Origin of the sequence: Chondromyces apiculatus DSM 436 (assembly GCF_000601485.1) — a bacterium.
GTDB classification, from domain to species: domain Bacteria; phylum Myxococcota_A; class Polyangia; order Polyangiales; family Polyangiaceae; genus Chondromyces; species Chondromyces apiculatus.
Window position 1 is genome coordinate 65,317 of sequence record NZ_ASRX01000044.1, and the last position, 19,780, is coordinate 85,096.

The window sequence follows — 19,780 nt, forward strand, 5'->3', positions numbered from 1 at the left end:
TTTCCTGGCGGCGCGGATGCCCCTACAAAAGCGCCGTCTGCCCGGTGATGCTGGGCACCGCTTAGGTCCACGGAGGCCGCGCATGGTCGACAGCTTCGGCACGAAGAGCACCCTTCTCAATCACGGCAACACCCACACCTACTTCAACGTCACCAAGACCGGCACGGCGGTCGAGCGGCTCCCGTTCTCGCTCCGCGTTCTCTTGGAGAACCTCCTCCGCCACGAGGATGGCCGCGTTGTCCGCCGCGAGCACATCGAGGCCATCCTCAACTGGGCTCCGAAGAAGAAGCCCACCCAGGAGATCAACTTCCACCCCGCGCGCGTGCTCCTGCAGGACTTCACGGGCGTCCCCGCCGTCGCCGACCTCGCCGCCATGCGCGAGGCCCTCGCCAAGCTCGGTGGTGACCCCACCCGCATCAACCCCCTCCAGCCGGCCGATCTGGTGATCGACCACTCCGTGCAGGTCGACCGGTTCGCCACCGGCCTCGCCGTGCGGCAGAACGAGGAGCTCGAGTTCGAGCGCAACGTCGAGCGCTACAACTTCCTCCGCTGGGGCAGCCAGGCCTTCATGAACTTCCGCGTCGTGCCCCCCGGCCAGGGCATCTGCCACCAGATCAACCTGGAGCACCTCGCCTCCTGCGTCATGCGCAACGAGGCGGGCATGGCCTACTTCGACACGCTGGTCGGCACCGATTCCCACACCACCATGATCAACGGCCTCGGCGTCGTCGGCTGGGGCGTGGGCGGCATCGAGGCCGAGGCCTCCATGCTCGGCCAGCCGATGTCGATGCTCATCCCCGAGGTGGTCGGCTTCCGCCTCTCCGGCAGCCTGCCCGAGGGCGCCACCGCCACCGACCTCGTGCTCACCGTCACCCAGATGCTGCGGCAGAAGAAGGTCGTCGGAAAGTTCGTGGAGTTCTACGGCCCTGGCCTCTCCGCCCTCTCGCTGCCGGACCGCGCCACGCTCGCGAACATGGCGCCCGAGTACGGCGCCACCATCGGCTATTTCCCCGTGGACCAGGAGACCCTCTCCTACCTCCGCTTCACCGGCCGCTCGCCCGAGGCCGTGGACCTCTGCGAGGTCTACTGCAAGGCGCAGGGCATGTTCCGCACCGACGAGACCCCCGACCCCGAGTTCAGCGACACCCTCTCGCTCGACCTCGCCGACATCCAGCCCTCGCTTGCGGGCCCCCGCCGCCCCCAGGATCGCGTGCTCCTGCGCGAGGCGAAGCGCGCATTCCGCACCTCCCTCCAGAGCATGCTGGAGAAGGACTTCGGCGCGGCCGACAAGGAGGCCGTGGAGCGCTACCTCTCCGAGGGCGCAGGGAGCGAGGCGGCCAAGCACCCGGCCCTCGAAAAGATCATGCGCCCCGCCGACATCGTTCAGGGCGACAACAAGTACACCCTCCGTCACGGCGCCGTCGTCGTCGCCGCCATCACTTCCTGCACCAACACCTCGAACCCCGCGGTCATGCTGGGCGCAGGCCTCCTCGCCAAGAAGGCCGTGGAGCGCGGCATCCAGGTGAAGCCCTGGGTGAAGACCTCCCTCGCGCCGGGCTCCAAGGTGGTCACCGACTACCTGAACGAAGCGGGCCTCACGCCCTACCTGGAGGCGCTCGGCTTCCACCTGGTCGGCTACGGGTGCACCACCTGCATCGGCAACTCCGGCCCCTTGCCCGAGGTGGTCGGCGACACCGTGCGCGCCAACGACCTGGTGGTCGCCAGCGTCCTCTCCGGAAACCGCAACTTCGAGGGCCGCATCAACCAGTTCGTGCGGATGAACTTCCTCGCGTCACCCCCGCTCGTGGTGGCGTATGCCCTCCGCGGCGACGTCGACGCCGACCTGTACAACGAGCCGCTCGGCCATGATCGCAACGGCCAGCCGGTGTTCCTCAAGGACATCTGGCCGACCACCGCCGAGGTCACCGAGGCGGTCCGCACGGCGGTGAAGTCCGAGCACTTCCAGAAGGAGTACGCCGACGTCTTCCGCGGCGATGAGGCCTGGCAGAAGCTCTCCGTCCCCGAGGGCCAGACCTTCGCCTGGCAGGACGACTCCACCTACGTGCGTCGCCCGCCCTTCTTCGACGATCTGTCCAGGGAGCCGGCGCCGCTCACCGACATCACCAAGGCGAACGTCCTCGCGCTCCTCGGCGACTCCGTGACCACCGACCACATCTCGCCCGCCGGCAACATCTCGAAGAGCAGCCCGGCGGCGAAGTACCTCCAGGAGCATGGCGTCAAACCCGAGGAGTTCAACTCCTACGGCGCCCGCCGCGGCAACCACGAGGTGATGATGCGCGGCACCTTCGCCAACATCCGTCTGAAGAACCTGCTCCGCCAGGGCGAGGAGGGCGGCATCACCGTGCACGTGCCGAGCGGCGACAAGGCGACCATCTACGACGCCGCCATGCGCTACAAGCAGGACGGTACCCCCCTCGTGGTCATCGCCGGCGCCGAGTACGGCACCGGCTCCTCCCGCGACTGGGCCGCGAAGGGCACCATGCTCCTCGGCGTGCGGGCCGTCATCGCCAAGAGCTTCGAGCGCATCCACCGCTCGAACCTGGTGGGCATGGGCGTCCTGCCCCTCGAGTTCACGAACGGCGAGGACGCTCAGTCCCTCGGCCTGACCGGCCTCGAGACCTTCGACATCGGCGGGATCGCCGAGGGCCTCACTCCCGGCAAGAAGCTTGAGGTGAAGGTCACGGGCAAGGACGGGGCCTTGAAGACGTTCACGGTGCTCACCCGCATCGATACGCCGAACGAGGTGGATTACTACCAGCACGGGGGCATCCTCCAGTTCGTGCTGCGCAGCCTCGGCGGCTGATCCTGCTGACGCCCGCTCCGGGTTCGATTAGAGCCCGGAGCATGCTCGATCCCCGCTATGTAGCCGAACACGTCGACGAGGTCCGCGCCGCTCTCGGACGCCGCTCCCCGGCGGCGGCTGCATCCCTCGGGGACGACTTCGCCGAGACCGTGCGCGCGCGTCGGGCCGCCGTGCAGGAGGTCGAAGGCCTCCTGCAGCAGCGCAACGCCGAGAGCGAGGCCATGGCCAAGCTCGACAAGAAGTCGACCGACTTCGCCGAGAAGCGCGAGGCCCTGAAGGCGCTCGGCACGCGCATCAAGGAAGGCGAGCACAAGCTCGGTGAGCTCGAAAAGAAGCTCGCCGAGCTCGTCGCGGCAGTTCCCAACCTCCCCGATCCCTCGGTCCCCGATGGCGCCGACGAGACGGCCAACGTGGTCGTCCGCGCGTGGGGTACGAAGCCAGAGTTCAGCTTCACCCCGAAGGCGCACTGGGACATCGGCACGGGGCTCGGCATCCTCGACTTCGACCGCGCCGCGAAGCTCTCCGGCTCGCGCTTCACCGTGCTCTTCGGCGCCGGGGCTCGGCTCGAACGCGCCCTCATCAACTTCATGCTCGACCTGCACACCCGCGAGCAGGGCTACGTGGAGGTCCTGCCGCCCTTCATGGTCAAGGACTCCGCGCTCTTCGGCACCGGCCAGCTCCCGAAGTTCGAGGAGGACCTGTTCAAGATCGAGCGTCGCTCCGCCGAGCGAAACTACGACCTCTACCTGATCCCGACCGCCGAGGTGCCGGTGACCAACCTGCACGCCGACGAGATCCTGGAGGCCGCCTCGCTTCCCATCGCCTATGCCGCCTACACCCCCTGCTTCCGCGCCGAGGCCGGGAGCCACGGGCGCGACGTGCGCGGCCTCGTGCGCCAGCACCAGTTCGACAAGGTGGAGATCGTGCGGTTCACCACGCCCGAGACCTCCAGCGCCCAGCACGAGCTGCTCACGAGCCACGCCGAGGAGGTGCTGAAGCGCCTCGGCCTCCACTTCCGGACCTCCCTCCTCTGCGCGGGCGACATGGGCGCCATCTCGCAGAAGACCTACGACCTCGAAGTGTGGCTCCCGTCGCAGGGCGTGTACCGCGAGATCTCGAGCTGCTCGAACTTCGGCGAGTACCAGGCGCGCCGCGCCCAGATCCGCTACCGCCCCGAGCCGAAGGGCAAGCCCCGCCTCCTGCACACCCTGAACGGCTCCGGCCTCGCGGTGGGCAGGACGCTGATCGCCGTGCTGGAGCAGTACCAGCAGGCCGACGGCAGCGTGGTGGTCCCCGAGGCCCTGCGGCCCTTCATGGGCTGCGAGGTGATCCGGGGCCGGTGAGCGCGATGAACCCGCCGCCGAGCAGCGCTGACGACGCCGCGGAGGCGGCGGAGGGGACGGCTCGCCAGAGCGGCGGGGGCGGCGGGAGCGGCGCGAGCACTGGCAGCGCGGGCCCACGCGCGCTGTCGCGGGCCGGCATCTCGCGCGACGAGAAGACCCGCGCGCAGGCGCGCCACTGGCTCCTCACCATCTGCACGCGGCACCGCAACGAGCTCCTGAACGACTGGCTGGAAAATGTCCTCGCGTTGCCGCCCGGGCGCACGCGCTTCGCCGACCGGCCGGTGGCCGAGGTGATGGACACCATCCGCGCCTGCCTCAGTGCCTTCACCGAGATCCTGGAGGCCGGCGGCGAGCTGCTCCTCGAAGCGCTGGTGAGCGAGCTGGTGGAGCAGCGGCTCTCCGGCGGCACGGCGGTGGGCAGCCCCCTCCTCGTCGCCTCCCAGTTCCGCGCGGCCGTCGCCGGGGTGCTCGACACGATGCACGTCGGCACCCAGGACGAGCCATTGCCCCCCACGCTCGACGTACTGCTCGCCTCCGACGAGCTGGTGCTCCAGTTCGAGCACCACTTCGCGGAGGCCTATACCCGGCGAGCGCTCCTGGAATCCGAGGAGCGCTACCGTGATATCTTCGAGCTGGCGACCGACGTCCTGGCCACGGTCGACAAGAGCGGCCGCCTCACCCAGATCAACGGCCGCATCGAGCCGCTGCTCGGCCGCCCAGCGGAGTCGTGGATCGGCAGGATGCTCGAGGAGCTGGCAACGCCCGCCGATGCCCCGGCGCTGCGCGACGCGGTGACCGCGGCCCTCAGCGGCGTCGCCCGTCAGGAGGTGACCACCCGCTGCCCCGCCCGTGATGGCTCGACGCGCAAGATGTCGGTGCGCCTATCCCCGCTCTCCGGCGGCGAGGCGCTCCTCGTGGTGATGCGCGACATCACCGACGAAGTCGCGCGGCGCGCCCAGATCCTGCTCGGCGAGAAGCTCGCCTCGATCGGCCAGGTGGCCGCCAGCGTCGCCCACGAGCTGAACAACCCCCTCGCGTGGGTCATGGCGAACCTCGAACAGATCCGGATGGCCTCGGTGCACCTCCTCGCCGTGGGCTGCCGGCTCGAGTTCGACGCAGAGCTGCTCCGCGAGGCCGAGTCCATCGACACCGCCTGCCACGAGGCCCTCGCCGGCGTCGAGCGCATGCGCGACATCGTGACCGACCTGAATGTCTTCTCGAGCAGCAACGAGCGCCGTCCCGAGCGGCTCGACCTCGTCGACGTGATCGAGCTTGCGCTCCGGATGACTGGCCCGCAGCTCAGCCAGCTCTGCCGGATCGAGCGCGCTTATGGCGACATGCCGCCCCTCGTCGGCTTCCCCGGCCGGCTGTCCCAGGTGTTCGTGAACCTGTTCCTGAACGCGGCGCAGGCCATGCCGCGGCGGCCCCGCGACGAGAACGTGGTGCGGGTGACCACGCGCTACGAGGGCGGAATCCACGAGGCCGAGGTGGAGGACAACGGCCGAGGGATGACCGCCGAGGTCCTGGAGCACATCTTCGACCCCTTCTTCACCACCAAGGAGCAAAGCACGCGCGCCGGCATTGGCCTGTGGGTCTCGCGCAAGATCCTGGAGGAGCAGCGCGGCACCATGGTGGCGACGAGCACCCCCGAGGTGGGGACATGCTTTACCATCCGGATCATGGGGCTCGACCCCGAGGAGATACCCATGCCGCGTCCCCTCCCCGAACCACCGCCGCCGGCAAGCCGCTCGACCGTGCTGTTCGTGGACGACGAGCCGATGCTCCTCAGCGCCTTCGCGCGAGGCTTCGAGGGCCAGCACGAGGTGCTGGTGGCGTCGAGCGGCGAGGCCGCCCTGGAGCTCCTGAGCAAGCGCGGCGGTCAGATCGACGCGATCATCTGCGACCTCCTGATGCCCCAGATGAGCGGCATGGACCTCTACGACGCCGTGAGCGAGCGCTACCCGCACCTGCGCTCGCGGATGGCGTTCATGTCGGGCGGCGCCTTCACCGAGCGCGCGCGGGAGTTCGTCGAGCGCGTCCCCAACCCGAAGATCGCCAAGCCCATCGCGCTCAACGACCTGGAGCGCGCCATTGCCGACCTGCTCCAGCAGAGCGGCGAGAGCGCGCCCGAAGGTGACGCGCCGTCCAAGGATGGCGACCCGTCTGAAGGTGACGATCCTGTCGGAGCTACCGCGCCCGTGGGAAGGTGACGAGTCCGGCTGAAGGGGGAGGAGGCGACGTGGACCTCGAAGCGCGAGCGAACCATGCGCGGTACGCGGGGCAGCAGGAGGGCTTCTACGAGAGCTACTTCCAGCGGGCCAATCACCCCACCCGTCCGCTCGCGTTCTGGGTGCGTTACACCCTGTTCAGCCCTGCGAAGCACCCCGAGGCCGCGCGAGGCGAGCTGTGGGCCATCGTGTTCGACGGCGAGTCGGGCGTGCACCATGTGGCCAAGCAGGAAGTGCCCTTTGCAGGCCGCTGCACTTTTGCGCGCGACAGCTTCTCCGTGCGCGTGGGCGACGCGCTCCTCGCTCCCGGCGAGATGACCGGAGAGATCGGGGCGGGCGATGCAGGCAGCGAGCCGATGGCGTGGGCGCTCTCCTGGGAAGGTGGCGAGAGACCTCTCTTCCTCCTGCCCCCTGCCCTCTACGCGGCGCGCCTCCCGAGGGCAAAGAGCCTGGTCAGCGTGCCCCTCTGCACCTACCGCGGCGTGCTGCGCGCAGGCTCGCGCGAGATCCCGGTCGACGGATGGCTGGGCAGCCAGAACCACAACTGGGGCACACGCCACACCGACCGGTACACCTGGGCGCAGGTGGCGGGCTTCGATGGAGCGCCGGGGACCTTCCTGGAGGTGGCCACCGCGCGCCTCAGGTTCGGGCCGGTGTGGACGCCTCCGATGACGCCGCTGGTGCTGCGGCACGCGGGCGAGGAGATAGCGCTGCGTTCCGTGCGCCAGTCACTGCGAAACGCGGGATCGGTGCAGGGCTTCTCCTTCCATGTCGAAGCCGAGGATGCGCGGGCGGCCGTGGAGGGCTCCATCGAGGCCGAGGGCGGAGACTTCGTGGGGCTGCGGTACGACAACCCCCCGGGAGGTGACAAGGACTGCCTCAACACCAAGATCGCCTCGTGCACGCTCACCCTGCGCCGCAAGCGCGGCGGGCGGCTCCTCGGCGTGGAGACGCTGCGGGCCACGAGGCGCGCGGCGTTCGAGATCCTCACCGAGGACCGGACTCACGGCGTTCCCATCCGGGCCTGACGCACACCGCAGGGCTTTCGCCCGCTCCGGTCAATGGGTTCCAGCGCGCGCGCTCCAGCATGCGCGCTCCAGCGTGCGCCTCCAGCGGCGCCGTCGCCCTTGCTGGAAAGCGCGCGTGGACGTGAGCCCGCGCTCCCCCTACCCTGCTGCGCGGCGAGGGGGCGAGTCCCCCTGTGGCGATGGCGTCGTGATGGCTGGAACGCCGGAAAAGGAGAGCGAGACATGAGCCTCAAGCACCCCAAGATCATCGTGGTCGCGCTGGACACCTCCAGCCGGGCGGCAGGCGTTCTGGAAGAGGGGATCGATCTGGCGCAGAAGCTCGGCGGGAAGCTGCTCCTGGTGCGCGCGGTGGGCATCCCGCACGAGATCCCCGCCGAGGCGCTCGGCGCGACCCCGAACGACGTTCCGGAGATCCTGGCGCGCGTGGCGCGGGAGGAGCTGGCCCGGCGCGCGGCCGCGGTCCCCGCGGAGTACTTGCACGGCGTGGAGGTGCGTACGGGCGTGGCCTGGCAGGTGATCTGCGACGAGGCCCAGGCGGTGGGCGCCGACCTGATCGTGATCGGCTCCCACGGCTACCACGGCATCGACAAGCTGCTCGGCACGACGGCCTCGCGGGTCGTCAACCACGCCGATCGCTCGGTGCTCGTGGTGCGTGAGCGCGTCGCGAAGCAGGCGTGAGCGCGGCGCGGAGGGACGGCCGGCCGCGGGGCGCAGTAGCAGCGCGGCGCTGAGGGACGAGGCAGCGCCTCTCCATGGCAGCGCCTCTCCATGGCAGCGCCACCCCGAGGGGCCGTAGGCATCGTGGCGCCGTCAGCGCTGCGCGGGCGCCCGGTGAGACGCGGGCGCAGCGGCGCGGGCCTGCGCCACGATGGCCACGCCGGCCAGGATGATCCCCGCTGCCACCCAGGTTGACGTGGCGACCAGCTCTCCAGCGAGCATCGCCCCGAGGACGATCGCCACCAGCGGGTTCACGTAGGCATAGCTCGTGGCGACGGCCGGGCGCGCGTGCCGCAGGAGGAACCCGTACGCGCTGAACGCCACGATGGATCCGAAGACGATCAGGTAACCGACGGCGAGCAACGAGCGCGTCGACGGCGCGGTGGGGAAGGGCTCCCCGAGCGCGAAGCTCACCACGAGCATGACCGCGCCGCCGGTGAGCATCTGGGCGGCGTTGGCCATGGGCCCTGCGGGCATGGGCAAGGTGCGGCTCTGCAGCGAGCCGAACGCCCAGCACACCGGGGCGAGCAGGATCACCAGCGCCGCGGGGTGCGCCGCGCGCAGCTCACCCCCGGCCTGGAGCAGCGCCGCGCCGGCGAAGCCCACGAGCAGCCCTGTCCACTCACCCCGCGAGGGCCGCTGCGCCCCGGGGACTCCGCGGAGGGCGTGGAAGGTCGAGATGAGCGCCATCCACAGGGGCATGGTCGCCACCACCACCGCTGCAAACCCGGAGCTGACCCAGCGCTGGCCGACCGCGACGAAGCCGTTGCCACACGCGAGGAGCAGCACGCCGGTGCGCGCGGCGGAGATCCACTGCTGCCCGGTGGGGTTCGGGGCGCCGCTGAGCCGCAGCCCCCCGTAGAGCAGACCCCCCGCGAGGATGAAGCGCACCGACGCCATCAGGAAAGGCGGCAGCGTCTCCAGCGCCACCTTCATCGCGAAGTACGTGGAGCCCCAGATCAGGTACAGCGCCGCGAGGGACCCCCCGATCAAGAGGCGATGGCTCACGGCGCCCGGCGCAGGAGGGGTCAGCGACGGTGGAGCCCCTGGCGCCGGCACCTCCACCTGGGTTGCCGGGGAGCTGCACCCAGGAGCGATCCCCCCCATGCCTCCTGCCGACGTCTGCATGGGCGCCAGCTTGGTCCTGGATCCCGGACCAGCACAGAGCCAGCAAGCCCTCATTGTCACCAGTACAGTTCGGCGCTCATCCGTACTGTGTCGGCGGGGACGAGACTCGGCTGTACTGGTGAGCCCTTGTGGGGGAGCGGTACACTTCAGGACCATGCAAGCGAGCAGCTCTGCAGCGGATGGCCACCTGTACGAGCAGGTCATGGCCGAGATGGCGGCGCTCATCGAGGCTGGCACCCTGCGCCAGGGCGACCGCCTGCCCTCCGTGCGGCGGCTCAGCCGGCAGCGCGGCGTGAGCGTGGCGACGGTGGTGCAGGCGTACCTCGGCCTCGAAGACCGTGGCCTCGTCGAAGCGCGACCCCAGTCCGGCCACTACGTCCGCGCGCGCCGCGCCCCCCTCCCGCCCGAGCCGCGCCTGCCGCGCCCCACCACCACCGCCTGCAAGGTGAGCGTGCGCAGCGTGGCCGCGCGGGTGTACAGCGCCTCGCGCGATCCGAGCATCGTGCCCTTCGGCGCCGCCAGCCCGAGCCCCGAGCTGCTCCCCACCGACAAGCTGAACCGCATCCTCGCCGCCATCGCCCGGAGCGCCGGCGGAGCAGGCGTGGCGTACGACCCGCCGCCCGGACTGCCCGCGCTCCGGCGCCAGATCGCTCGTCGCTCGGTCGACTGGGGCTGCGCGCTCGGCCCGGACGACATCGTGACCACCATCGGCGCCATGGAAGCGCTGCACCTCTGCTTGAAGGCCGTGGCGCGGCGCGGTGACACCATCGCCATCGAGTCCCCCACCTACTTCGGCCTGCTCCAGCTCATCGAGAGCCTGGGCATTCGCGCCGTGGAGATCCCCTCCCATCCGCGCGCCGGCATGGACCTCGACGTCCTCGAGGAGGCGCTCGGTCGGCACGCCATCAAGGCCGTGCTGGCTGTCCCCAACTTCAGCAACCCCCTCGGCGCGCTGATGCCCGACGAGGCCAAGGAGCGGCTGGTAGCGATGCTCGCGCGGCGCGAGATCCCCCTCATCGAGGACGACATCCACGGCGACCTCCACTTCGGCGACGTGCGCCCGCGGGTGGCGAAGTCCTTCGATCGGCACGGCCTGGTGATGCTGTGCTCCTCCTTCTCGAAGACCCTGGCGCCTGGCTACCGCGTGGGCTGGGTCGCCCCCGGCAGGTTCCGCGACACCGTGGAGCAGCTCAAGTTCGCGCAGACCGTGGCTTCACCGACCCTGACGCAGATGGCCGTCGCGGAGCTGCTCGACGAGGGCGGCTACGACCACCACCTGCGCGCCCTGCGGCGCCGGCTCGCGGCGCAGGTGGCCCGGGTGAGCGAGGCGGTCGCGGAGCATTTCCCCGCGGGCACGCGCGTGGCGCGCCCCTCGGGTGGCTTCGTGCTGTGGGTGGAGATGCCCACCGGCGTGAGCGCGCTCGACCTGCACGACCGCGCCCTCGACCGCGGGATCAGCGTCGCGCCGGGGCCACTCTTCTCCGCGAAGCACCGCTTCCTCCACTGCGTGCGGCTCAACTGCGGCTTCCCCTGGTCGGATCTCCTGGACCACGGCGTGCGCACCCTGGGGCGGCTTGCAGGAGAGATGGTGGGGAGCTGAGATGGACCTGTCCCTCGGCATCCTCGACCAATCCCCCATCCGCACCGGAAGCACCGCCGCGGAGTCCATCGCCGAGACGCTGGCCCTCGCCCGCCTCGCCGACCGCCTCGGCTACCAGCGGTACTGGTTCTCCGAGCACCACAGCGCCGGCGGCTTCGCGGGCTCCGTCCCGGAGATCCTCATCGGCCGCGTGGCCATGGAGACGCGCCGCATCCGGGTCGGCTCCGGCGGCGTGATGCTGCCCAACTACAGCCCCCTCAAGGTGGCCGAGTGCTTCCGGATGCTGGAGATCCTCCACCCCGGCCGGGTCGACCTCGGCGTCGGACGCGCCGCTGGCGGAATGCCGCGGGCAGCGCGCGCGCTCGGCACCTCCGAGCTGGAGGGACCGGCCTTCGACGAGAAGCTCCGGCTCCTGCTCGACTTCCTCTTCGAACGCCTCGATCCCGCGCACCCCTTCCACCGCGTCCGCGCCGTGCCGGGTGGCGGTGGCGCGCCCGAGGTCTGGCTCCTCGGCTCCGGCGTCGAGAGCGCCGAGCGCGCCGCGGAGCAAGGCATCTCCTTCTGCTACGCCCACTTCTTCTACCCCGGCGGCGAGGAGGCCATGGACGTGTACCGGCGCCGCTTCCGCCCTTCGCCGTGGCTCCGCGAGCCCCGGGGCGCCATCGCGGTGTCCGTCGTGTGTGCGGAGAGCGCTGCCGAGGCGCGGCAGCTCGCGATACCCTCGGCCTGCTGGGGGACCCGCCTGGTGCAAGGCGAAGGAGGCACCTTCCCCAGCCCGGACGAGGTGGAGGCGCAGCGGCCCACCTGGACGCCAGACGAGACCGCCTTGATCGAAGCGCGGCTCGACCAGACCGTGACCGGCACACCCGCCACGGTGCGCGATGCGCTGGGCGCGCTCACGGAGGCTTACGGCGTGCGCGAGCTGCTGGCGGTGACCATCACCCACGACCCCGCCGTGCGGCAGCGTTCGTACACGTGGCTGGCGGAAGCCTTCGGCCTGGAAGAAGCGCGCCAGGCCTGAGCGCTGCAGCGTCGGCGCGCGGCTGGGCCCCCCGGTCCGTGCGTTGTGGACCCGGCAATCCCGTGAGATCCTCCGCCGATGAGCACCTCGCCCGACGCACGGCTCCATCACCGCACCTGCTCGCTCTGCGAGGCCATGTGCGGCGTCGAGATCGAGACCGAGGGGGAGCGGGTGATCGCGATCCGCGGCGACAAGGCGGACCCCTTCAGCCAGGGCTACCTCTGCCCCAAGGCCACCGGACTGCAGGACATCCACGAGGACCCGGACCGCCTCCGTCACCCTGTCCGCCGGGTGAAGGGCGGATGGGAGCGCGTGGGGTGGGACGAGGCCTTCGACGAGGTGGCGGCGCGCCTCAAGGACATCCAGGCGCGGCACGGGCGCGACGCCGTCGGCTTCTACGCGGGCAACCCCAGCGTGCACAGCATCGGTGCCCTGCTCTTCGGCCCACCCTTCTTGCGCAGCCTGCGCACCAGGAACCGCTTCTCCGCCACCTCGGTCGACCAGCTCCCCCACCAGCTCGCGGCGCTGCTCATGTTCGGCCATCAGCTCCTCGTGCCTATCCCCGACGTCGACCGCACCGACTTCTTCCTGGTGATCGGCGCGAACCCGGTGGTCTCGAACGGCAGCCTCATGAGCGCGCCCGGGATGCCCAGGCGCCTCCAGGCCATCCGCGACCGGGGCGGCCGCGTCGTGGTGGTCGACCCGCGCCGCACCGAGACGGCCGAGCGCGCCGACGAGCACCACTTCATCCGCCCCGGCACGGACGTGCTCTTGCTCCTCGCCTTGCTCCACGAGATCTTCGCCTCGTCCCTCGCCGCGCCCGGGCGGCTCGCGGGCTTCGTGGAGGGGCTCCCCACGCTGGAGCAGGCCGTGCGCCCCTTCCCACCGGAGCGCGCCGCGGCGACCACCGGCGTGCCCGCGGAGGTCATCCGCCGCCTCGCGCGCGAGTTCGCCTCGACCCCGCGCGCCACCGTCTACGCCCGCATGGGCGCGAGCACCCAGCCCTTCGGTGGCCTCTGCATCTGGCTCGTCAACGCCCTCAACGTGGTCACGGGCAGCCTCGATCGCGAAGGAGGCGCGATGTTCACCCTGCCCGCCATCGACATCGTGGGCATGAGCGCCCGCTCGTCCCTGCGCGGCCACCACGACCGCCGGAGGAGCCGCGTGCGCGGCCTGCCCGAGTTCAGCGGCGAGTTCCCCGTCGCCACCCTGGCCGACGAGATCCTCACCGAGGGCGCGGGCCAGATCCGCGCGCTCGTCACGGCCGCCGGCAACCCCGTCCTCTCCACCCCCAACGGCCGGCGCCTGGACGACGCGCTCGCCTCGCTCGACTTCATGGCGAGCATCGACTTCTACATCAACGAAACCACCCGGCACGCGCACCTCATCCTGCCGCCCACCGGCCCGCTGGAGCGCGACCACTACGACCTCATCTTCCACGTGCTCGCCGTCCGCAACACGGCCAAGTTCGCGCCCGCGCTCTTCGCCCCCGCGGACGACGCCCGGCACGACTGGCAGATCCTCGGCGAGCTCACGGCCCGCATGGAGGCGCGGCCCGGGCTCCAGGGCCGCCTCGCCGCGGGCGCGCGCAAGGCCGTGCTCCGCCGGCTCACGCCCCGGCACGTCCTCGACCTCGGCCTCCGCACCGGACCCTACGGCGTGCGCAGAGGCCTGCGCGACAGCCTGTCGCTCGGCGCGCTGGAGCGCGCCCCTCACGGCATCGACCTCGGCCCGCTCGCCCCTTGCCTCCCGGAGCGCCTGATCACCCCGGACAAGCGCATCCACCTCGCCCCCGAGCCTCTCCTGCAGGACCTCGCGCGCGTCGAGGCGACCTTCCCATCCGACGCCCCCGACGCCCCCGACGCCCTCGGGGCCCCCGGGACCTCCGCGAGCGGCGCGCTCATGCTCATCGGCCGACGCCAGCTCCGCAGCAACAACTCCTGGATGCACAACAGCCACCGCCTCGTGAAGGGCCGTGACCGCTGCACCGCCCTGATGCACCCCGAGGACGCAGCGCGACGCAGCCTGACGAACGGTCAGCGCATCCGGGTGTCCTCGCGCGTCGGCAGCGTCGAGGTCGCCCTCGAGATCAGCGACGAGATCATGCCCGGCGTGATCAGCATCCCGCACGGCTGGGGCCACGACCGCGCCGGCATCAGGCTCGGCGTCGCCTCCCGGCACGCGGGCGTCAGCGTCAACGACCTGACGGACGAGCACGCGCTCGACGCGCTCACCGGCAACGCAGCCCTGAACGGCGTGCCCGTGCAGGTCGAGGCCGCGGCGCCAGGGCCCCAGCCGGCGGACGGCGGGACCAGGCCCCCGGACATCACGGCCTGAAGCCGCGGATCTGCAGCGCCAGCGCGCGCCGGAGACCTGGATCGAGCGCGTCCTCCAGCGACATGAAGCCGGTCATCCACGACGCCAGCGCGCCGAAGTAGAGCGAGAAGATGTTGGCCGCGGCCAGGAGCGGCTCGACGTCGGCCCCCACCTCCCCGCGCGCCTGCTGGTCGAGCACGAGCTGACTGATCAGGTAGAGGAACTTGGACGTCAGCGCGTTGAGCTGCTGCCCGTTCGGCCCATCCGCGCCCGGATAGTGCCGGATGAACGCCGCCGACAGCGCGGGGTGCTCGCCGTACATCTCGAAGAGGCCGCGGAACAGGTGCATGAGCTGATCGAGCAGCGGCGCCTGCCGCGGTACCGTCTGGAAGCGCGCGTCGACCACCCCCCCGAGCCGGTCGTGCATCACCAAGCAGAGGAGGTCGCGCTTGTCGCGCGCATAGAGAAAGAGCGTCCCCGTGGCCACGTCCGCCGCCGCCGCCACCTGCTTCGTGGTGGTCTCCTCGTAACCCACCGTGGTGAACAGCTCCCACGCGGCCTGGCGGATGCGCTCCCGCTTGTCGAGCTTCTGCTGCGCGCGCCGGTTGCCCTTACGTTCACTGACCATGCTCATCTTCGGCATACCAGGATTCAGGCGCACGAATAGAAAGAACAGGCTCTTGACGCCACCATGACCATGGTCATAATTGACTCAGGTCACGAAAAGCGAGGTCCCTCCCATGTCCTCTGTCGCGAGTTACGACCCATCCCTGTCCCTCCGCGCGGCGCTCCCCCTCTACTTCGCCGAGAACGGCTTTGGCGAGGATGGCGGATATGGCGACGCCTGGGTCGACTTCAAGCTGGGGCCCATCCCCATGCCCTTCCCCAACACCCCCGGGCGCTTGCGGGCCGTGCGCTACCACGACATGCACCACCTGATCACCGGCTACCGCGCCGACCAGGCGACGGGTGAGTTCGAGATCGCAGCCTGGGAGGTCGGCGCGGGCTGCCGCGGCTTCTGGGCAGCGTGGCACCTCAACCTGGGCGGCCTCGCCGCCGGTGCCCTCGGCCTCCCGCGGCGCGCCTTCCGGGCCTTCGTGCGCGGGCGTCGCGCCTCCTCGCTCTACGGCCGCGACTACGAGGCGCTGCTCGACAAGACCATCGCCGAGGTGCGCGCGGAGTGCGGGCTCGACCAGCCGATCGAGGCGCGTGCCTCCGATCTCCCCCTCTTCATCCTGGCCACGCTCGCTGGCGCAGTCCTCGCGGTCCCCTCCCTCGCCGCGCTCGTCGTGGTGAGCCCCCCGCTGGTGCTGGCCGGCCTGTTCCGACGCTCCGAGCGCGGCAAGCCCGTCGAGCGCACGCAGAGCGAGCGCGCCCCCGCGCCTCCCACGTCCTCCGCGCCCTCCTCTCAGCCGAGGAGCGCGGCCGCGTAGCGATCGTCGAGCACCACCTCCTCACCAGGCGCGCCGCGGTCCGTGGGGTTGATGCCGCAGTAAGCCACGCTGGCCAGGTGCCGCCACCGGCCGGCGCGCTCCGGTTCGTCGGGGAGCACCGGCGTGGTGCACGGAAAGCAGCCGATGGTGGGGAACCCCATCAGGTGCAGCGGGTTCACGACCACATCCGGGTGCTCGGTGATGTAGGCGTCGAGCTCCTCGCGCGTGAAGGACGCGAAAGGGTGGGCGCGCAGCGCGTTCATCTCGACGTCCAGCGCGAACGGCTTCACCCCCGCGCGCGCGCCGCCCTCGTCCCTGCGCAGCGCGCCGATCAGCACGTCGTACTTGCCTCGCGCCGCGAGCAGCGGCGCCGACTTGCGCAGCTCGCAGCACCGCTCCTGGCCCTCCTTCGTGATGTACAGGAGCCCCTCCCGCCGCGTCTGCTCCAGGAACCCGTGCTCCGGCTGCAGCGTGTGCACCCGCAGGTGCGGGTGCGTCGCCGCGAGCGTGTCCCGGGTGGCCAGCGTCTCGGCGTGCAGCACGCCGGTGTCCACGAAGAGCACGTCCAGGTCGAGACCCGCGCGATCGGCCAGGTGGCACAGCGCCGTCCCCGCCCGCTGCATGCTGCTCAGGATGGCAGCGCGCTCCCCGAACACCTCGTGCACGAAGCGCAGGATCGCCCTCGGCGGGCTCCCCTCGAAGCGCCGGTTGAGCGCGTCCAGATCAGCGTGGGTGATCTTCATCCGCGCCCCTCTCGCCCTGGCGCTCCATGGCGGGGGCGCTCCCGCCTCCCGGGATGACGCAGCGTCGCGCGGCTGAGCGGACCTCGATGAACACGCATACCGGAGCTCCTCGGACGGTGCGCCACCGGCAGAAGCGAGCACTCCACGCAGGCCCTGGCGGCGTCACCGGAGTATAGTGCAACGCGCTGCGGCGAACGTCGACGCTGCGCCCGAGCCTTCACGGCGATCCAGGTTGCGGCCGCCACCAGCCGAGCTTAACCCCCAGCGCGATTTCTGATGACGAAGAGCCCGAAGAACCCGAGCCAGTCTGCCCGTTCCGATGTCTCTGCGGCTCCGGTCCTCGAAGACCGCCGCTTTCTCTTCGTGTGCGGCAAGGGTGGCGTCGGCAAGACGACGGTCTCGGGCGCCCTGGCGCTGGCGTTCGCCTCCCGTGGCAAGCGGGTGCTCGTCGCCATGTGCAACACGAAGGAGCGGCTCTCCGCGATCCTCGGCTCGCCCCCCATCGGCGACGAGATCATGCAGGTCTCCGAGCGCGTCTGGGCGGTGAACATCTCGCCCGACAAAGCCCTGCGCGAGTACGGCGAGATGGTCCTCAAGGTGAAGGCCGTCGCGCACGCCGTCTTCGACAACAAGTACACGAAGACCTTCTTCCGCGCCGTCCCGGGCCTCTCCGAGTGGGCCATGCTCGGCAAGGCCTGGTTCCACACCACCGAGACCCTGCCCGACGGTTCCTTCCGCTACGACGTCGTCATCCTCGACGCGCCCGCCACCGGCCACGGCATGGAGATGCTCCGCGTGCCCCGCATCATCCTCGACGTCGCCCCGGCCGGCGCGCTGCGCCGCGACGCCGAGGCCGCCTGGGAGATGTTCCGGGACCCGGCCCGCGCCGGGGTGGTCGTGGTGACCCTGCCCGAAGAGCTGCCGGCCACCGAGAGCGTCGAGCTCACCACCGCCATCCGGAGCGACCTCGGCCTCCCCGTGCACCGGCTCGTCATCAACGCCGCCATGGCGCCCCTCTTCTCCGCCGCGGAGCGGGAGCGCCTCCTCGGTGACGCGCGCCTCCTCGACATCGAGGCCCCTCTCCTCAACACCGGCACACCCCGGCTCGCGCTCGTCGCCGGCGCCCGCCGTGCCATGCGTGAAGCGGTGCAGCACGAGACGCTCGAGCGGCTCCGCCACGCCATCGATCTCCCCATGGTGACGTTGCCGTTCCTCCTCGACGAAGCCTCGACGCCCGCAGGGACGCGTCGCCTCGCGAAGCGGCTCTGACGCCATCCTGAGCACGCTGGCGAGGGCCGCCTGTCTCGCGCCGCTTGCGCTATCCTGGCCTGATGATCGCTTCGAGCCCCCTGCTCCAGGACGGCATCGCGCTCCTCGACGCGGATCGCGCGCTCCGCGCCGGTCTTGGCGATCGCCGCGCGAGCTTCGAGCTCTCCGTGGTCGAGATGCCGCGCCACGCAGGCTTCCTCGTGGCCGCGGGGCTCGAAGAGGCCGCCGCGAAGCTCACCCGGAAAGGCCCCGATCCGGACGAGCTGCAGCGCCTCCAGCGCACCGTCGGCTTCAGCGACGATCTCGCCCGCCGCCTCGCTGGCGCCCTCCTCGCCGTCGACGTCGACGCCGTCCCCGAGGGCACCCCGGTCTTCGCCGGCGCGCCGCTCGCCACCATCGAAGGCCCGCTCGTCGAGGCGCTCCTCGCGTGCGCCCTCGTCACCCCGGCCCTGCACCGCGGCATCCTCGTCGCCACCCGCGCTTCCCGCCTCCACCTCGCCGCGGGAGGCGGCCTGCTCATCGACGGCTCCGCGGCGCGCGCGGCCTCGTCCGGCGAGTCCCTCGCCATCGCCCGCGCCGCCCACGTCGGTGGCGCTGCGGCCACCACCAGCGCCTTCGCCGCCATGGCCCTCGGCATCCCCTTCCGCGGCGAGCCGACGCTCGACTTCGGCGCCCTCGTCACCCCCGAGATGCCGACGGAGGAAGGCTGGGGCCCTCCGGACCGCCTCATCCCCCTCGGAGGCGACGACGAGGAGGCCCAGCTCGTCGAAGCCCAGCGCCTCGACCAGCGCGCCGGCGGCTGGATCGCCTCCGGCCTCTCCGGAACCACGGGCGTGCAGGTCGCGCTCCGCCACGAGATCGTGGCGCTGGAGCAAGAGGGCGCCTGGGTACCTCGACGCGGCGTGAGCGACCGCTCCGGCGCGCACCCTGGCCGCAAGATGGTCACCCGTTACCTCGACGCCGACGGCCGCGCCGTGGTCGACGTCGTGCACCTGACCCACGAGCGCATGCGCTCCCCCCGCGCCCTCGGCGCCGCCAGGCTCCAGCCCCTCGCCCGCGCCGTCCTCCGGGGAGGCCGTGCCCTCGAAGCTCCCGAGCCCCCGCGCGCCGGCCGCGAGCGCGCCGTCTCCGCGCGCCAGCTCCTCCCCCGCGCCGTCACCCACCTCCACGCCCCCGAGCGTTACCGCGTCGAGCTCTCCGCCGGCGTCCTCGGCCTCCGCACCGCCGAGTGACCCGGGCCGACCCCCGACGCGACCCCCGCCGCGACTTCCGCGCCTCGCCGCGACCCGCAGGCCTGCGGCGACTGCAGGTCCTTTGCGCCGCCCGCGCCGCCGCTCACATCTCCGTGTCGAGCAGGAGCTGCGTGAGGATGTAGTTCGCGATCAGCAGCGTCACGCAGCTCTCCACGACGGCGCGCGTCGTCGCCAGGCCCACGCCGCGCGCGCCCCCGCTCGCGTAGTAGCCGTGCCTGCACGAGATCGAGGAGAGGATGAAGCCGAACACCCCGGCCTTGATCAGGCCCATGAACAGGTCCTTCGGCACCGCCGTGTCGCGGATGCTCTGCAGGAACACCCCGACGTCGCCTTCGAGCAGCACGATCCCGACCAGGTACGAGCCGGCCATCCCCAGCGCCGAGTAGAGGATGCAGAGCAGCGGCAGCATCGTCACCGACGCGAGCAGCCGCGGGGAGAGGAGGTACTGCACCGGGCTCACCCCCATGGTGGTGATGGCGTCGATCTGCTCGGTCACGCGCATGTTCCCGAGCTCCGCGGCCATCGAGCTCCCGGCGCGGGCAGTCACCATGATCGCCGAGAACACCGGCGCCAGCTCGCGCAGGAGCGACACCGCCACGAGCCCGCCGACCCGACCTTCCGCGCTGAAGGCGCGCAGCGCGTACGACGTCTGCAGGGTCAGCACCATCCCGCTGAACGTCCCCGTCAGCCCGACGATGAAGATCGACTGCACCCCCATGAACTCCATCGCCGCGAGGAACTGCCCGATCCGGAAAGGAGGCCGGAACAGCCAGAGCAGCGTCTCGAAGGTCAGGGTGATGATGTTGCCGACGTTGTCGAGCCAGTACAGGACGGGCTCGAACATCCCGCTCAGGGAATTCTTCTTGTCCGTCCCATC

At 71.2% G+C, this 19,780-nt stretch carries 15 protein-coding genes; 11 read left to right on the forward strand and 4 right to left on the reverse strand.

Annotated features, from left to right (window positions below):
* Positions 1-82 precede the first annotated feature (82 nt).
* The 5 genes from acnA to CAP_RS25840 all read left to right on the forward strand — a co-directional run bounded on the left by acnA (position 83) and on the right by CAP_RS25840 (position 8,101).
* Entirely contained in the window at positions 83-2,824 is a 2,742-nt protein-coding gene (acnA, locus tag CAP_RS25820; protein ID WP_044245716.1) for an aconitate hydratase AcnA, read from the forward strand.
* A gap of 41 nt (positions 2,825-2,865) precedes the next feature.
* Positions 2,866-4,167 (forward strand): serine--tRNA ligase, encoded by a 1,302-nt coding sequence (gene serS, locus CAP_RS25825; RefSeq protein WP_044245719.1) that lies wholly within the window; start codon positions 2,866-2,868, stop codon positions 4,165-4,167.
* 5 nt (positions 4,168-4,172) lie between these two features.
* Positions 4,173-6,377, forward strand: coding sequence for an ATP-binding response regulator (locus tag CAP_RS25830; protein WP_231511700.1), 2,205 nt, complete (start codon positions 4,173-4,175; stop codon positions 6,375-6,377).
* Between the two features lie 29 nt (positions 6,378-6,406).
* Complete coding sequence (locus CAP_RS25835) at positions 6,407-7,423, forward strand: hypothetical protein (protein ID WP_044245722.1); 1,017 nt, start codon at positions 6,407-6,409, stop codon at positions 7,421-7,423.
* A 222-nt stretch (positions 7,424-7,645) separates the two neighbouring features.
* Positions 7,646-8,101, forward strand: coding sequence for a universal stress protein (locus CAP_RS25840; protein ID WP_044245724.1), 456 nt, complete (start codon positions 7,646-7,648; stop codon positions 8,099-8,101).
* 132 nt (positions 8,102-8,233) lie between these two features.
* On the opposite strand, the gene yedA is transcribed toward CAP_RS25840, so the two are convergent.
* On the reverse strand, positions 8,234-9,268 hold the full coding sequence (yedA, locus tag CAP_RS25845) for a drug/metabolite exporter YedA (protein WP_231511695.1): 1,035 nt from the start codon (positions 9,266-9,268) through the stop codon (positions 8,234-8,236).
* 154 nt (positions 9,269-9,422) lie between these two features.
* Here yedA and CAP_RS25850 point away from each other — a divergent pair, with 154 nt between their 5' ends.
* From CAP_RS25850 to CAP_RS25860, 3 genes are all read left to right on the forward strand, one after another.
* On the forward strand, positions 9,423-10,868 hold the full coding sequence (locus tag CAP_RS25850) for an aminotransferase-like domain-containing protein (RefSeq protein WP_044245727.1): 1,446 nt from the start codon (positions 9,423-9,425) through the stop codon (positions 10,866-10,868).
* Between the two features lies 1 nt (position 10,869).
* Positions 10,870-11,889: an LLM class flavin-dependent oxidoreductase gene (locus CAP_RS25855; protein ID WP_044245729.1), complete on the forward strand. Its 1,020-nt coding sequence runs from the start codon at positions 10,870-10,872 to the stop codon at positions 11,887-11,889.
* A 78-nt stretch (positions 11,890-11,967) separates the two neighbouring features.
* On the forward strand, positions 11,968-14,226 hold the full coding sequence (locus tag CAP_RS25860; protein WP_044245732.1) for a molybdopterin oxidoreductase family protein: 2,259 nt from the start codon (positions 11,968-11,970) through the stop codon (positions 14,224-14,226).
* On the opposite strand, the gene CAP_RS25865 is transcribed toward CAP_RS25860, so the two are convergent.
* A complete protein-coding gene (locus tag CAP_RS25865) occupies positions 14,216-14,833 on the reverse strand; it encodes a TetR/AcrR family transcriptional regulator (protein WP_231511696.1) in 618 nt (205 codons plus the stop codon). The two genes, CAP_RS25860 and CAP_RS25865, sit on opposite strands and share 11 nt — an antisense overlap.
* 112 nt (positions 14,834-14,945) lie before the next feature.
* Here CAP_RS25865 and CAP_RS25870 point away from each other — a divergent pair, with 112 nt between their 5' ends.
* A complete protein-coding gene (locus CAP_RS25870) occupies positions 14,946-15,638 on the forward strand; it encodes a hypothetical protein (RefSeq protein ID WP_063748756.1) in 693 nt (230 codons plus the stop codon).
* Here the strand turns inward: CAP_RS25870 and CAP_RS25875 are convergent.
* Positions 15,614-16,381 carry a phosphoadenylyl-sulfate reductase gene (locus CAP_RS25875; protein WP_044245735.1) on the reverse strand — a complete coding sequence of 256 codons (768 nt, stop codon included), beginning with the start codon at positions 16,379-16,381 and terminating at the stop codon, positions 15,614-15,616. The two genes, CAP_RS25870 and CAP_RS25875, sit on opposite strands and share 25 nt — an antisense overlap.
* A gap of 276 nt (positions 16,382-16,657) precedes the next feature.
* On the opposite strand from CAP_RS25875, the gene CAP_RS25880 reads away from it, so the two are divergent.
* Positions 16,658-17,650 carry an ArsA family ATPase gene (locus tag CAP_RS25880; protein ID WP_044245736.1) on the forward strand — a complete coding sequence of 331 codons (993 nt, stop codon included), beginning with the start codon at positions 16,658-16,660 and terminating at the stop codon, positions 17,648-17,650.
* A gap of 62 nt (positions 17,651-17,712) precedes the next feature.
* A complete protein-coding gene (locus CAP_RS25885; protein WP_044245738.1) occupies positions 17,713-18,882 on the forward strand; it encodes a beta/alpha barrel domain-containing protein in 1,170 nt (389 codons plus the stop codon).
* A gap of 103 nt (positions 18,883-18,985) precedes the next feature.
* On the opposite strand, the gene CAP_RS25890 is transcribed toward CAP_RS25885, so the two are convergent.
* Complete coding sequence (locus tag CAP_RS25890; RefSeq protein WP_044245827.1) at positions 18,986-19,747, reverse strand: MlaE family ABC transporter permease; 762 nt, start codon at positions 19,745-19,747, stop codon at positions 18,986-18,988.
* Positions 19,748-19,780: the final 33 nt, after the last annotated feature.

Excerpts from the sequence above, each read along its gene's own strand:
- yedA (WP_231511695.1), bottom strand. The coding sequence starts at position 9,268 with ATGCAGACGTCGGCAGGAGGCATGGGGGGGATCGCTCCTGGGTGCAGC.
- serS (WP_044245719.1), top strand. The coding sequence starts at position 2,866 with ATGCTCGATCCCCGCTATGTAGCCGAACACGTCGACGAGGTCCGCGCC.
- CAP_RS25870 (WP_063748756.1), top strand. The coding sequence starts at position 14,946 with ATGTCCTCTGTCGCGAGTTACGACCCATCCCTGTCCCTCCGCGCGGCG.
- CAP_RS25885 (WP_044245738.1), top strand. The coding sequence starts at position 17,713 with ATGATCGCTTCGAGCCCCCTGCTCCAGGACGGCATCGCGCTCCTCGAC.
- CAP_RS25865 (WP_231511696.1), bottom strand. The coding sequence starts at position 14,833 with ATGGTCAGTGAACGTAAGGGCAACCGGCGCGCGCAGCAGAAGCTCGAC.
- CAP_RS25890 (WP_044245827.1), bottom strand. The coding sequence starts at position 19,747 with ATGTTCGAGCCCGTCCTGTACTGGCTCGACAACGTCGGCAACATCATC.
- acnA (WP_044245716.1), top strand. The coding sequence starts at position 83 with ATGGTCGACAGCTTCGGCACGAAGAGCACCCTTCTCAATCACGGCAAC.
- CAP_RS25830 (WP_231511700.1), top strand. The coding sequence starts at position 4,173 with ATGAACCCGCCGCCGAGCAGCGCTGACGACGCCGCGGAGGCGGCGGAG.
- CAP_RS25850 (WP_044245727.1), top strand. The coding sequence starts at position 9,423 with ATGCAAGCGAGCAGCTCTGCAGCGGATGGCCACCTGTACGAGCAGGTC.
- CAP_RS25880 (WP_044245736.1), top strand. The coding sequence starts at position 16,658 with ATGACGAAGAGCCCGAAGAACCCGAGCCAGTCTGCCCGTTCCGATGTC.
- CAP_RS25860 (WP_044245732.1), top strand. The coding sequence starts at position 11,968 with ATGAGCACCTCGCCCGACGCACGGCTCCATCACCGCACCTGCTCGCTC.
- CAP_RS25855 (WP_044245729.1), top strand. The coding sequence starts at position 10,870 with ATGGACCTGTCCCTCGGCATCCTCGACCAATCCCCCATCCGCACCGGA.
- CAP_RS25875 (WP_044245735.1), bottom strand. The coding sequence starts at position 16,381 with ATGAAGATCACCCACGCTGATCTGGACGCGCTCAACCGGCGCTTCGAG.
- CAP_RS25840 (WP_044245724.1), top strand. The coding sequence starts at position 7,646 with ATGAGCCTCAAGCACCCCAAGATCATCGTGGTCGCGCTGGACACCTCC.